Here is a 13,925-nt window from a genome sequence, read left to right as displayed (position 1 = left end):
AGCATAAGGGTCAAGTTAAGGAAATAAAGGTATGAAGAAGATAGGATAAGAAGATATAAAATTCTCTCGGGTATATTTTAGTGAGAGAACTAATGATGAATAAAATAACTTGCTTATCAAATCACCTCAACAAATTTTTCAATGAAATGGCAAATAATTGAAACAGAAAAGGAAAAGAAAATTGAGTAATTGATGATTCATAAAAGCTATAATTTTGGGTAATATAGGGGTTACAAACTGAATCATAGATACAATGTGCCAATTATTAAATGAAGAATCTGTGATAATAACGAAACAGGGTTTAGATTTCAGGTTTACTAAAGAAGCAGTAGAATTTATGAAAAGAATGTACAATGGCTTTATTTAAAATACCCTGCAAATTGATTGTAGAATCTTGCAGCAATTTAAAAGCATTGGATAGTAGCTTTGCCTAACAGCATGGAAAATCTATATAAAGGTTATGGAAAAGGTTATGAGAGTAACACTAAGTGTGGAATAAAGTTAAAATTAGTTTTTGATTACCTAAATCAGACATTGGATCAACTTAACATAACGGAGGGAGTAAGAAGGTTATAGGGAGAAGTTGCTAATATCTGACCTTGGTTCAAGTTCTTTTAAACAGATCAATGGAACGGGAGCTTATTTTATAAGTCGTTGATACCAATGTATATGCTATAGAAACAAATCAAAAAATGGAATTATTGGAATGTTTAGGAGATAAGCTATTTTTAGAAATGAAGGTGTTGTTGGGAAAAGAAGCAAAGATTAGAGTAAGAATGATATGTCATAAATTAACTGAAGAGCAGTCTCTAGCCAGAAGAAGAAAAGCTAATAAATTGGCAAAATCACATGATCTTCCAAAAGGAATCAGAAATTGTTGAACTGGTCAAAACTAATATTCCAGAGGATAAAATTAGTGCTGAGCAAGTATTACAGAGTAAGGTGGCAAATTGAGTTGTTTTTAAACTATACAAGAGCTACATAAGACTTAAAAGGGAAGCCACACAGAGTATTGTGTGAATTATATGCTAAATTATGTGCAATTCTCATATTTCATGAGTTGTACAAAATTAAAAAAGAATACAGAACTCAGTTTAACAAAGGCATTTATTGAGCTAAAAAGGCGGATTAGAGAGTTATTTTTAGCACTAAAGAATAGAGTTAATAGTTTGAAAGTTTTTCTTAAAAAGATTACAATAACTTGGTCATGATTTTCATTAAAAGACAAGTACAGAAAAACTAGAGTATCTACTTTAACTTCCCTAAATTTTCAACGTTCATATGATTATAAGCAGTATAGCTATTAATCATCGATTATTGATATACCTGAATTATTCTCAGTAAATAAATCAAGTATAATGTTAGGTACTCTACCATCAACTATGTGAACAACCCCTGCACATTCTTCTACCATTTTAGTATATGACATAAGCCTTTCAACAAATTTTTCTCCTTTAATTTTTCCACAATCAATCGATTCTTTTAAATTTTTAATTAAGACTCTTCTATTGCCAAATTTGTTTATTTCTTCATCTGTATCACTCAAGATTATCATTTTAGATGCGTAAACTGCAAGTGCAATTGCACTTGCAGTGCTATCAGTATCAATATGGTATGTTTCTCCATTTTTTCCATAACCGATAGGTGCAATAACTGGTATAGAATCTGATTCTTCAATAAAGAATAATATATCAGGATTGATTTCAGTTGGTCTACCGATAAATCCCATGTCTAGTATTTTTTCAATATTATTTAATCTATTTTCCCTAAGCGTAGTGCTTATCTTTTCAGCTTTTATGAGGTTGCCATCTTTTCCACATAATCCAATAGCTGAACCACCAGCAGAATTTATATGCTGAACAATTTTTTTATTAATTGAACCACACAGTGCCATTTCAATGATTTTCATAGTGCTTTTGTCTGTAAGTCTGACACCATTTATAAACTTATCATTCATACCTAGCATTTTTAACACTAAGTTAATTTCATATTCTCCGTCATGAACTACCACCGGATTTATACCAAGCTGTTTCAACAGAACAACATTATGCGCAAAAGCACTAAGCAGCGTTTCATCTGAGATTATTACACTGCTGCATTTGATGATAAAAGTTTCGCCTACAAATTTAGGTATGTTAGACAGAACTTCAAATAATATCTCTGTTTTTTCCTTCAATGGCATCTTACCATTTAAAGATTCATCACTTTTCATTTTTTTATCTTGTAAATTTGAAAAACTCATCTCTTACCTTGGTGATTTTATGCTTAACACGAATGCTTATTTGATGAATTGATACATGTTCATTATTAACCCACTTTTGAGTATTTTCTAGAATAGCATCTAGACTTTCCTGATTCACTTTATCTATTTTTGTTAGCACAATATTAAAGTTAATATTATTACATATTAACCAATAAACAAAGTCTTTGTCTATTTCTTTTAATCCTACCTTGCTATCTATAAGCACAAACACTCTTTTTAGATTTCTCCTGTGAATTAGATAATACTCAATTAGGTTTAAGTACTGTACTGCTTCTTCTTTGCTTGCGCAAGAATAGCCATAACCCGGTAGGTCGACAATCCTAAACTTATCATTGTACATAGAGTAAAAATTTATTTGTCTAGTGCATCCAGGTTTAGAAGAAACTCTTGCAGCTTTTTTGCTGTTTATCAGCAAGTTGATCAAACTCGATTTTCCTACGTTTGATCTACCAGCAAACGCAATCTCTGGAGCCGACTCATCTGGTAATGATTTTTTGTCTGAAGCTCCAAATATGAAGCTGCAGATTGATGTTATCTGTTTTGCCATTATACTTAGGTAGAAATACTTGAGACAACTATAGTGTTATTGCTTGATATAAGAAATTTTTTATTTCAGTATATATTACTTACTTAAACAGCTAAAAACTAGACCTATACTATATGGATATAGAGAATAATTTACAAGACTTAAAAAAAAAGTTTTCTGATGTAGAGAGAAATCTGGAAAACCCTACCAATTTGAGTCAAAAAGAATTCGTTAGTTTTTCAAAGGAATACTCTGAACTCAGACCAATTATCGAGATAATCGATGAATATAATGTATTAAAAGAGGAAATTTCAGATTTAGAAGAAATCATGAAAGATGAGAACAGCGAGAGTGATATAAAAGAGTTAGCAAAAGAAGAACTTCTTGAGAAGCAAAAGATACTATTACCAAAAGTAAAAGCCAAGCTAAAGTTAGCGCTATTGCGAAAAGATGAAGATGACTCAAGAAATGCAATATTAGAAATTAGAGCAGGCACAGGAGGAGAAGAAGCAGCATTGTTTGCAGCGATACTATTTCGCATGTATCAAAAATATGCAGAAAGAAGAAATTGGAAATTTGAACCAATAAACATTTCTAACACAGGTATAGGTGGTTATAAAGAAGCTTCTGCAATCATTAATGGAACAGAAGTTTTTGCAAGGTTAAAATTTGAGTCAGGAGTGCACAGAGTACAAAGAGTGCCAGAAACTGAATCCTCAGGAAGGTTGCATACCTCAGCAGCCACTGTTGCAATATTACCTGAAGTTGAGGAGGTTGACTTTAAAATAGAAGAAAAAGACTTGCGAATAGATGTTTACAGGTCTAGTGGCCCTGGCGGGCAATCAGTGAACACAACCGATAGTGCAGTAAGGGTTACTCACTTGCCAACAGGGATAGTTGTTATACAACAGGATGAAAAATCGCAACACAAAAATAAAGCTAAAGCACTTAAGGTATTGAGAGCTAGGTTATATGAAATTGAAAGACAAAAAAAAGAAATGGAAAGATCAACAATGAGAAAAAGTCAAATTGGTTCTGGAGATCGCTCTGAGCGTATAAGAACTTATAACTTTCCACAATCAAGAATTACAGACCATAGAATTAATCTGACTTCACATCGATTAGAACAGATTATAAAAGAAGGTGAACTAGATGAATTTATTGAGGCATTGATTTCACGAAATGAAGCAGAAAGGTTGGCTGGAGGGGGTAACGTCACTCTTTGAAGGGAATTTGAAGTAAAGCATAGGTATCAGGTTAAAAAGAAGTAAAGTTAGTTGTTCATAAGGTTGAGAATTATTTAAATTTATGCTATAATTAGCAGCTCTATAACTTACAGAAACTATGGAAGTTGACTTTAATCAATATGTTAATAGTAACACCTTAGAGTTAAATAATCTATATGTATATATGGAGAAGCTAGTAAACTTTTTACAGAAAAAGCAAAATATTACAAGCTTGACTTTATCTAATTGTTATATTGATGCTCAGTGCGGAGAAGTTTTAAATGAAGCATTAGAAAATATTAATCTTCCAAATATTACTGAGTGTAAATTAACTTCTAGCATTATTGGCGCAGAAGGTTCGATAGCAATCACTAAATTGTTAAAGAATGGTAACTTTCCAAATCTTGTTAAACTTGATTTAATTTCTAATGATATTGATGTTGAAGGTGGAATAATATTAATGAATGCACTAAGGGATGGTAGTTTTTCAAATATTAAAGAATTTAATTTACTTTATGACAATGTCTGCAATGAAGGCATAACAGCATTACGTGAATCATGGAACAATAATATGCTTCCAAATCTTATTAAGTTTAGTATTACTAATGATAACAAAGATATAGAAATGTCAAGCCAATACCTATTCGGTGAATAGTATCATATAGAAAAAGGCAAGTTACATTTATTTGTTGCTGCTTATAGAACACCCAAATTCAACCATGGAACTGTTAAAAGATGTAGGCAGTCTTACTGCTATTGCGAAAATTCCATCAATAATTTTCTCTCAAAAAGAGACAAGTTTAGTAAAAAATAATGATATTATAAGTGGAACATAAAATAGTCCCACTGCAGTACTAATTAGGAGCAATAAAGTAGCTTTATCTGGTTGATAATTTAAAATATTAGCAAGTATTATACTGGATCCAGAAATCGGAATAATAGCCAGTAACATCAGTGCTTTATAGATGCTTTCATCATATATACCTGTAACATGCTTGTCTAGTAAGACAATTCCCAAAACAAATAACGGCCAGAATATGTACTTTGCTACAATAGTGGTCAAAGCAAGCTTCCAATCTACTTTAAAATTTGTAATTTGTGCAATACTTACTCCAAGCAGCACCATTCCTAATGTGATAAATGTACTTCTAATATTTATCATAACATCTGTCAAAAAAGTGGGTATTTGTATATCATATATACTTAAAAAGAAACCTAGAATCATCGCATATAATGAAGGAAGTTTGAGTAACTTTAATACGCATTCTTTTGCAGTATAGATACCATTTGCAGCTATATAAAATCCCAAGCTATTTTCAAATAGTGCCATTCCTATGTAACAGACAACATACACAGACACTGAATCTTCATCAAATAAAGCCATGGCAATCGGTAGACCAAAATAACCCATGCTTGTGCTGCCCGAGCTAAACGCTAATATGTTTCTCGTGTTGTCCTTAAATAAAAAAGAAGAAAGATAATACACTGATAAGGACATAGTACTACCTATAAACCATATCAAAATCGGCAGAGAAATTACTTTTAAATTAACTTCTGTATGAGATACTCCGTATAAAATCACTATTGGATTAGCTATATAAAAGAGTATTTGGGATATAGTGTTTCTATCAATTTTAAGGTATTTTCCTGCTAAATAACCAATAAGTATTGTAATGTAAATAGGTAATATTTTTAGAAAAAGAGTAAAGAACATACTAGCCTATTGTGATACCTTTGACTGATAAAGTGATATTAGATTTTAAGGTATTGTAAAAGTAAATAAAATTTATTTTCCAATTGATTAAACTCATAGTTAGTAAAAAAAGATTCACTGAGTGCCAAAATTTGAGGACCTAAGAATAATATTTTTATGATAAAATTATGTTAAATTTGTATAAAGCCTCTTGTATGTTTTTGTAAACCACTTGTAATAATTTAATCAGAAATTCTTGCCTTAATCATTAAAATCGCACTATTACTTTCCATAATTTTTTTAAAGACAACTTTTTCGTAAACACGGATTGCACAAACATTTGCTATACCTGGGTCGACAAAGGCATTCTCATAAACTTTAAAGACAAATTTGTTTAAAAATATATTCAAAGCTTGTGAACCAACTCCTTTACCTACATAATTCAGCTCTCCGATATACCAGTCTATAGCAGCACAACTTTCTGGAAGTTCTAAAGTGTTATAGATCTGTTCAGATGGGAAATCATGTTTGTTGTAATATTGAATATAACCAATATCAACTCCATCACAATTAATAATGAAGCCGTGCATTGGTTTTTCAATAATTTGTGTCTTAAATTTCAAACGTTTGAATCCTTTAACGTAGTTGCTATATTTTTTCTCAATTAACTCTTGTGTCCAATTTATATCCGTATCCCACCACTTCTTTATATGGGGCATTTCTACCCATTTTAACAATAGTGAAAAATGTTCTTCTTTCAACGCTTTAAATGTGATATTTTTATTCATTAATTAAAGATTTTAAGTGTTACTACCGTTTTTATTAATTCTATCTCTAATTGCTAAGTTCATTGAAATTGATATTTCTGTACCTAGTTTTCCTGATATAGTACGCTATTTTAACGTACCGAAAGGCACAATTCAATTAACTATTGCTTATAATTTTTTAGGCGTTTGCATAGGAGGGTTATTTTTTGGTCCATTGTCTGAATGCTATGGCAGAAGAAGGATGATGATCATAGGCAACACTTTGCTACTCATCGGTGCTGTTGGCTGTGTTTTTGCGCTGTCAGTTTCTTGGCTTTTAATCTCTCGCTTTATTCAAGGCATTGGTGTTAGCACATCTGTAGTTGTGTTTGCAATTATTGCAGACAGCTATAAAGGCAACGAAGCAGTAAAATTTATTGGAATCATGAATTCTATTATCACAGTTCTATAGCAATTGCACCAGTATTAGGCAGTTTCATCAACAAAATTGTTGGGTGGCGTGGCAACTATGCAAGTGTTGCAATACTTTGTTTCATCTCTTGGGTTTTGCTGCTTTTTCTGTTACCAGAAACAAAAAAGGACCGTGATATTTTTAGTCTAAAAAAATGATGAAAGACTATAAAAAATTATTATCAAGTTCAAAATTTATGGTGTTGTCTTTGGCACAGAGCCTTTTTTCTGCGGCTTATATGTCATTCATTACTTGTGGCCCTTTTTTGTATATGGAAACTTTTGGTTTATCCAGCACTATTTATGCGCTACATCAAGGTGCAATGGTTGGGTCTTTCTCACTAATTAGCCTGTTTTCCAGTAAGATCTCAAAGAAACTTGGAGCAATTTGGTGTGTAATTTCCGGTACAGGCGTAATTGCTATTGGATCCCTATCACTTTTAATATTCAGTATAATCATGCCCAGTGCTTACTACTTAGTAACGCTGTCTATGGTTATTTTTTGTATTGGCTGTGGAATTTGTCAAGCAGTCATTTTCAATGCATCATTAAATATTTTCCCTGAAATGAAAGGCACAACTTCTTCTGTAATTTCATTTATTAGAGCTTCTATCATGGCTATTTTTATCGGCTTAACAAGCTACGTTTACGATGGTCAAGCAACCAGTGTAGCTATTCTTGTTTTTTTTGCAGTAGTTCTAATTTACTGTCTATTTATTGTTTTCAAGATCTGGAAAAATCTATAATCACCATATATATCCTTCTCATTTCTAGTTATTGCGGTAATATGTATTGTAACTTTGCCGGCTGCTCTAGATGTATCTCTTCCAAATCACTAATCTATATTAGTTAAAGAGTATTATCTTGCTCATGCGCCTAAAGTTTGAGAGCCAATTTTCATCAATCCAATCAAATTCCAATTTTTTTCAAACAACTGTTTCTTGCTATTTTTGTACCTTAAAAAATTTAGCTTACTTTTACGCTAGCTTGTTCAAATAGCATTAGTACGATTTACTTTTTTTGAATGTAGAGATTTTCTAGGGATTGTCCTCTTAAATTCTATAGTATCTTGTTTAACATTGAAACGAGAATCCAGTTTCAAGCATTGAGGTGATGAAGAAAGGGCTGCTTTTATTCCACCCCTCTCAACTACTCGAGTAGTGGACAATGGAATACGATTACTTTCGTTTATACTAATCAGCACGTCAAATTCTATGCTATTATTGTGTTGTTTGATGTTGCTAGCTCTAATTTTACCATTTCCAAACCAAAACTTTATAGAATTACTCGCATCATGATTGATGTCTGCAGAATCAGGTAAAATAGCAAAATTCGCGTTGTTTACAAATCTAGAAAACGCATTTTTGATGTCGTTAAATGTACCGTAATGGTCTATATGGTCGTCATTAATACTTGTTACAACAGCAATATCTGCAGGAATTTTTAACATAGTTCCATCAGACTCATCAGCCTCAATTAAGAAAATGTCACTTTTGCCAAGTTTTGCATTACTCTGATAGGAATTTAATATTCCTCCAACAATGACAGTGGCGTCAGCACCAGAATGATCAAAAATGGAAGCAATCATAGCTGTCGTCGTCGTCTTGCCACTTGAACCTGAAACTGCTATCACATATTTACCTTTCATAATTTTAACCAGCATGTCTGACCTATGCAAAACGGTTTTATTGTTATTTCTTGCTGCAACTAGCTCCACATTATCAGGTTTTATTGCGGAAGAATGTACAACTATTTGAGCTTGTCTAATACTACTTGCATCGTGACCAATATAGACCTCTATACCTAGTTTTTGTAACCTATCTATATTGTCGTTTGATCGCGTATCACTGCCTTGAACTTTATAACTAGAATTATGAAGAATTTCAGCAATTGCGCTCATTCCAATTCCACCTATACCGATTATATGTATTACTTCTTTTTTAGTGCTGTGCATATTTGGCAGTAGACGTTTACTTATTACTAAATTTATTATAGTATAATTTAAAATCCTCATGGTATCGAACCATTTCACTAAGTACAATGATAAAAAAACTAGCCTTTCTATGTCTAATATTCGTTTTGATGAGTAGTTGTAGTTTTAGCAATAGGTGTAATCACACCGCAGGTCATTATAAAATTGGCAATAGCTATACAATAAATGGTATCACCTACCACCCAAAATACTGTAGCTGTTATGAGGAAGTAGGAATAGCATCGTGGTATGGAATAGAAGATCATGGCACAATTACAGCTAACGGTGAAGTGTTTAATCGTCACTTGATTTCTGCAGCACATAAGACCTTGCCCCTACCCTGCTTTGTTCGTGTTACTAATTTAGAAAATGGAAGAAAGCTTGTTATAAGAGTTAATGATAGAGGGCCATTTGTTGAAGGTAGAATAATAGACTTGTCAGAAAAAGCAGCACAAGTTTTAGGACTTCATAAGTCTGGGCTTGCGAAGGTAAAAGTCGAGTACTTAAGAAAGAGGTCAGAACAATTGATACAAAATACTCCTCATTACAAAAGGCAATATGAAAAAGAAATGCAGAAACGTCACCCAAAACAAAACAATGCAGAAAGTAAGGGATATGTAGCATTTTTTGTAAACGCTCAGGTAGCTAAATCAGCTGCATCAAAGCTTCGTAATCAAGGAATAGAAAATGTTAGATTGCTTTTCAAGAATGATCAATATTGCGTAAAAGTGAGTTAAAACCTGCATTACAGATTGTGTAGCATGACAGAAACTATTTGACAAATGAGAATGTTCCAAAAGCATGTGCGTCAAGTTGAGAAACTATCGTGAAATATAGCAATATTTAAGATTGGTATTTTATTTGTTACATTTCAGGTAGTGACAGCTACCTCAGCTGTAGCTGTAAAAAATAATCTACCACTTAAGAAATTTCATTAAAAAAATAGCATAATCTTATTTCTCTAAAAAATACTATCTTCAACTTGAATATGTTGAAAAATATTTTGCGTATTATCCAAAAAGTCATCCTTTATAGCAGCTAGCTCGGATTGTTTTTGAGATAGATTATCTTCTATTGTTCTATTAAAACAATCAAGATCATTGCACTTTAGTTGAGAGCGCGTGTCTCCATTTTCATATAAACCTCGTATAACGTCATAATATGCTCGAGTTTCATCAGTTTCTGGTTGTTGCTTTTCTTTGAGTATTGCCTTTAATTTTGAATCTATGTCTAATTCTCTTTTTATATCTTCAGTAGCATTTTTATGATATTTTTCATAATCTTCAAAACTCTTTGATATTTTATCTTTTACTTCGTTTTGTAACATCTTTAGCAAATCTTTAGCATGAGGTTTTTCAATTTTTTCCTTCCACTCATCATACGTATATTCTTGTCGAATACCATATTTTGTATCTTGGCACTCGCCTCCTATATTAAACAGTTCTTTGTTACAGATTTTATCACCCTGATAAAAGTGATCACTTATATTGATTTTATCGCTAGTTAAAGTTTGTTTAATTGCTGCTTTGTTTTGCCCAAGTTCTTCTCTATATTTAGAGATACAGTTTCTCATTTCTTCCTTACAATCTGTAGTCATAAGCTGTTTCCTTTAATAAAGTTAAAACCTATTTCAGCATAAAATAATTAATACTTTATTACTAATCTGAGGTATACTAAGGTAGTGATAAGAAGTCCAGCATCTACAAAGTTTGTTTAAACTATTTTCAAAACGAATAGAATGTAATTTTAGGTAAATAAAATGAATTACGATGTAATCATTTCAGGTGGTGGGCTAATTGGTCTTATTACTGCTATTGGCCTGAGTAATGACTCTGTATCTGTAGCCGTAATTGAGAAAAATAGTTTACCACGTGCAGTTGATGATAATCGAGCATTTGCCATTTCTCAAGGGTCAAAAAAAATACTAGAAAAATTAGGGATTTGGCAATTCTTAGAGAGTGAAGCTGAACCAATACTTGATATATGCATATTAGATGGAGATAGCCCATTTACTGTTCATTATAACCATAAAATGGTTGGTGAAGAGCCAATGGGTTATGTAATCAAGAGTGCTATTATATGGAATGCAATCAATAATAATTTTTTGCATAAACTCAATATATATTCTCCACGTTCCTATAAAATAATCGCTTGTGACGAAGGATACGTGGAAGTTACTCTTGATAATGATCAAAGATTGATATCATCGCTATTTATCTGCGCTGAAGGTAAAAACTCTAAGTTGCCAGAGTTATTTTCTATACCAATGATAAAATTTGATTATAAACAAAATAGCATGGTATTTAATGTAAAGCATGAATTACATCACCAAAACTTAGCTGTAGAGCGGTTTTTTCCTGGTGGTCCATTTGCAATTTTGCCAATGAAAGGTGGCTATACTTCTTCAATAGTTTGGACAGAAAAATGCGAAATTTCAAAAATGCTGATGAGCTTATCCGAAGAGGAATTTATTATAGAACTCAAAAAAAGATTTGGTTCTTATTTGGGAGAAATTGAATTAGAGGGTGAAAGAAGATTCTATCCTTTGAGTTTTTCTTTTGCAAGAAAGCTGCATAAAAGCAGAATTTTGCTGATTGGCGATGCAGCACATTCAATCCACCCGGTTGCAGGTCAAGGACTTAACCTTGGAATGAGAGATTTAGAGAGTGTTATTAGACAAATAACTGCTGCAAAATCCTCTGGCATTGATGTTGGTAGTAACTATCTATTGAAGAAAGTTTCACGTGATAGATACTTTGATAATTTTACTATGGCACTTGCAACTGATGGATTAAATAGGATATTTTCCAATAGAATATTCTGCGCTAGAGCATTTGGTTTAATGGTAGTTGAAAATTCAGATTTTCTTAAAAAACGCTTCATTTGCCACGCTATGGGATTTATGTAAATCATTAGATTTCTTTTATAATCAGGTGTCATTTAAGTAGCTGATACTGGAGCCCAAATTCCATAACTTCATCCCAGTGTGATACTTTATGCCTTTTTTCTCTACTAAATCTTTTAGGGTATACTTTTATTTTAACCTCCAGCTTCTTATTTTTTGTGCTATTTTATACCTTATAGAGATATTTGCCATCATTACAGCTGCTAGCGATTACTCACGAAAACAACCATATATACCTGATTGTAGACAATTTGAGTATGATTTTGTTTATTTTGGATGTTATTAAAAGTAAAACTTTTGGCAATAGCAAAGATCCTATTTCTTTTTATCAGTCAATCAATTTTAACAATACAACTTTTTAATTTATTATTATATTGATTTTGAATTTTCTTTACATGAAACGAGGGATTCTAAATTAACCTTCTAGTTTCCTATATGTAAGCATAGAAATATTTGAATCTTCCAATAATTCCCGAACTTCTTTCTCAGTAAATTTTGCAACTGATTTGTTTTTCGTAGCTAAACTTTCAGAAATACCTTTTCTCCTTTCGATCATGCCTAAATCCTCAAAGTTAACATCAAAATAAAGTAGTTCTAAAATTTCTTTAGCAGTATTAGATACTTCTTCCTTTGTGATATCAAAAAGTGCTATACAATTAGGGTCAAAAAGTGAAAAGCTTTCTTTAATGTCACTATTTCGCCTTACTAACATTGCATGTCCACTACCATTTGGACGAGTAAAATATAGAGTTGCATAGTATCCAGGTTTTACTTTATCTAGATTTTTGCTAAGTATTGCGCTGTTTATTTTCCTGTCGTTCTATCTTGAACCATAATACATTTATGGTCTTCACATGAAACATAATCATTAGGGTAGCAACCCATAAGTGTTGAAAGTGCTATAAGTGGAGTGATACAAGGTGATTGACGGCATGTAAATTCCCTCCTGATAGTAAAACAATTGAACGTATAAAAGAATCATTAAGATCCAATGTGAATTGTAATAGTGCTATTTTGAATCCGTGTAGATTATTTTTGATTTTATAAACAAGAAATAACAAAGCCGTAATAATAATCATGTAAATATACACCTTCATGCCATTCATAGTATGGCTTAAAAAGTGCTTATATCCAAGATTTTGCTTTATAAATTTAAAGAATACCTCTATGTCCCACCTGCGCCTATATAGCTCTGTTACTTCATAAGCTAACATTTCAAGCAAGTTGGTTAAAAACCATATTTCATCTCCTGCCTTATTTCGAATTTTTATTAAACGTAGGTCATGCTTTTCTGCTACTTTACCTCGTGCACGATAAAGATTAACTATTATATCTTCTAAAATCTCTGATCCATCCGATTTTTGTTCTCCTATAACTTTGTTCCTGCTTATAACATCATGTTTTCTTCCTACTTTAACTCTTGTGATAAATTTGTACTCCTTTTCATCAAATTCGGCAAAAGTTCCAACTTTTCTGATTCCTCTATCAAATAATAAAATATCCTCTTTTTCAACTTTAGCTTCATTAATGGCTCTCACTAATGCTATATCTTCACTAATTTCTTCTTGTCCTTTACAAAATCTTATACTTGTCGGCAATTGATCCTTTAATCCTACACTCACTTTAACTTGACTGTCGTTACTTTTACCGCCTATTTTTAGCCCATCTTTTATGAGATATCCCGATAAATTTATGATTGTCGAATCAAACTTATGTAAATTATTTGATGTTTTTTGGGGTAATAGCTTTTTAATCTTGCTCATCAAATCAATATATACTCCCTTAAAATATTCTGGATTTATAACTTTTAACCTTTTTGACAAACCACTGTATGTTACTGTACTTTTATCGCTATTCTTATCCATTATACACCTGTTTATTACCATTTCTAGCGCTCTTAAGCTTGTTTTTTGCCCCATTAATATTAACTTCATTAGACCTTTAAATATAATCTTGCCCAACAATTTAGTATTACATTTATCTACTTCACTTAATTTTCCTAGCCTTTCTAAATCCTCATCTTTTATTAAATTTAGTACTCTTTCTATTTGATCCATTATTGCCTCCATTTTCTTGCAATAACAGTTCTTTATACTTTTCTGATACTACTTTCAACACTTATG

13 protein-coding genes and 2 pseudogenes are annotated in these 13,925 nt (G+C 31.9%); 7 read left to right on the top strand and 8 right to left on the bottom strand.

The window, feature by feature from the left end; all coding sequences use genetic code 11:
• Positions 1-95 precede the first annotated feature (95 nt).
• A pseudogene (locus BWZ41_RS00940) lies at positions 96-1,307 on the top strand (IS4 family transposase).
• Here the strand turns inward: BWZ41_RS00940 and argB are convergent.
• Together argB and yihA are read right to left on the bottom strand one after the other, a co-directional pair.
• Positions 1,304-2,242 carry an acetylglutamate kinase gene (gene argB / locus BWZ41_RS00935; RefSeq protein WP_241653838.1) on the bottom strand — a complete coding sequence of 313 codons (939 nt, stop codon included), beginning with the start codon at positions 2,240-2,242 and terminating at the stop codon, positions 1,304-1,306. The pseudogene BWZ41_RS00940 and the gene argB overlap by 4 nt on opposite strands.
• Positions 2,217-2,813, bottom strand: a complete 597-nt coding sequence (gene yihA, locus BWZ41_RS00930) for a ribosome biogenesis GTP-binding protein YihA/YsxC (protein WP_369800778.1) — start codon at positions 2,811-2,813, stop codon at positions 2,217-2,219. Before yihA ends, argB begins: the two co-directional genes overlap by 26 nt.
• A gap of 110 nt (positions 2,814-2,923) precedes the next feature.
• On the opposite strand from yihA, the gene prfA reads away from it, so the two are divergent.
• Together prfA and BWZ41_RS00920 are read left to right on the top strand one after the other, a co-directional pair.
• Complete coding sequence (prfA, locus tag BWZ41_RS00925) at positions 2,924-4,015, top strand: peptide chain release factor 1 (RefSeq protein WP_143689095.1); 1,092 nt, start codon at positions 2,924-2,926, stop codon at positions 4,013-4,015.
• Between the two features lie 118 nt (positions 4,016-4,133).
• Entirely contained in the window at positions 4,134-4,670 is a 537-nt protein-coding gene (locus tag BWZ41_RS00920; RefSeq protein WP_241653837.1) for a leucine-rich repeat domain-containing protein, read from the top strand.
• A 129-nt stretch (positions 4,671-4,799) separates the two neighbouring features.
• Here the strand turns inward: BWZ41_RS00920 and BWZ41_RS00915 are convergent, their stop codons facing one another.
• Both BWZ41_RS00915 and BWZ41_RS00910 read right to left on the bottom strand, forming a co-directional pair.
• Positions 4,800-5,729: an AEC family transporter gene (locus BWZ41_RS00915; protein WP_143689094.1), complete on the bottom strand. Its 930-nt coding sequence runs from the start codon at positions 5,727-5,729 to the stop codon at positions 4,800-4,802.
• 221 nt (positions 5,730-5,950) lie between these two features.
• Positions 5,951-6,496 (bottom strand): GNAT family N-acetyltransferase, encoded by a 546-nt coding sequence (locus BWZ41_RS00910; protein WP_143689093.1) that lies wholly within the window; start codon positions 6,494-6,496, stop codon positions 5,951-5,953.
• 16 nt (positions 6,497-6,512) lie between these two features.
• Between BWZ41_RS00910 and BWZ41_RS08380 the strand changes: the two genes are divergently transcribed.
• Both BWZ41_RS08380 and BWZ41_RS08375 read left to right on the top strand, forming a co-directional pair.
• Positions 6,513-6,926 carry an MFS transporter gene (locus tag BWZ41_RS08380; protein ID WP_241653836.1) on the top strand — a complete coding sequence of 138 codons (414 nt, stop codon included), beginning with the start codon at positions 6,513-6,515 and terminating at the stop codon, positions 6,924-6,926.
• A gap of 157 nt (positions 6,927-7,083) precedes the next feature.
• A complete protein-coding gene (locus BWZ41_RS08375) occupies positions 7,084-7,671 on the top strand; it encodes an MFS transporter (RefSeq protein WP_241653835.1) in 588 nt (195 codons plus the stop codon).
• Positions 7,672-8,110: 439 nt separating this feature from the next.
• Here the strand turns inward: BWZ41_RS08375 and BWZ41_RS00900 are convergent.
• Positions 8,111-8,939 (bottom strand): annotated as a pseudogene (locus tag BWZ41_RS00900) (Mur ligase domain-containing protein); the annotation flags it as partial.
• A 26-nt stretch (positions 8,940-8,965) separates the two neighbouring features.
• Here BWZ41_RS00900 and BWZ41_RS00895 point away from each other — a divergent pair.
• Positions 8,966-9,634 (top strand): septal ring lytic transglycosylase RlpA family protein, encoded by a 669-nt coding sequence (locus tag BWZ41_RS00895; RefSeq protein WP_012481726.1) that lies wholly within the window; start codon positions 8,966-8,968, stop codon positions 9,632-9,634.
• Positions 9,635-9,858: 224 nt separating this feature from the next.
• Here the strand turns inward: BWZ41_RS00895 and BWZ41_RS00890 are convergent, their stop codons facing one another.
• Positions 9,859-10,494, bottom strand: a complete 636-nt coding sequence (locus tag BWZ41_RS00890; RefSeq protein WP_143689091.1) for a hypothetical protein — start codon at positions 10,492-10,494, stop codon at positions 9,859-9,861.
• A gap of 162 nt (positions 10,495-10,656) precedes the next feature.
• On the opposite strand from BWZ41_RS00890, the gene ubiH reads away from it, so the two are divergent.
• Positions 10,657-11,805, top strand: coding sequence for a 2-octaprenyl-6-methoxyphenyl hydroxylase (ubiH, locus tag BWZ41_RS00885; RefSeq protein ID WP_143689090.1), 1,149 nt, complete (start codon positions 10,657-10,659; stop codon positions 11,803-11,805).
• Between the two features lie 412 nt (positions 11,806-12,217).
• Here ubiH and BWZ41_RS00880 read toward each other — a convergent pair whose 3' ends face one another.
• Both BWZ41_RS00880 and BWZ41_RS00875 read right to left on the bottom strand, forming a co-directional pair.
• Positions 12,218-12,514, bottom strand: coding sequence for a hypothetical protein (locus BWZ41_RS00880; protein WP_143689089.1), 297 nt, complete (start codon positions 12,512-12,514; stop codon positions 12,218-12,220).
• A gap of 187 nt (positions 12,515-12,701) precedes the next feature.
• Positions 12,702-13,859: an IS4 family transposase gene (locus BWZ41_RS00875; RefSeq protein ID WP_158619486.1), complete on the bottom strand. Its 1,158-nt coding sequence runs from the start codon at positions 13,857-13,859 to the stop codon at positions 12,702-12,704.
• Between the last annotated feature and the right edge of the window lie 66 nt (positions 13,860-13,925).

Source organism: Wolbachia endosymbiont of Nilaparvata lugens (assembly GCF_007115045.1).
In the GTDB taxonomy this organism is placed as follows: domain Bacteria; phylum Pseudomonadota; class Alphaproteobacteria; order Rickettsiales; family Anaplasmataceae; genus Wolbachia.
Note: the sequence above shows the minus strand (reverse complement) of the source record. Positions and strands in the feature narration are given on the sequence as shown.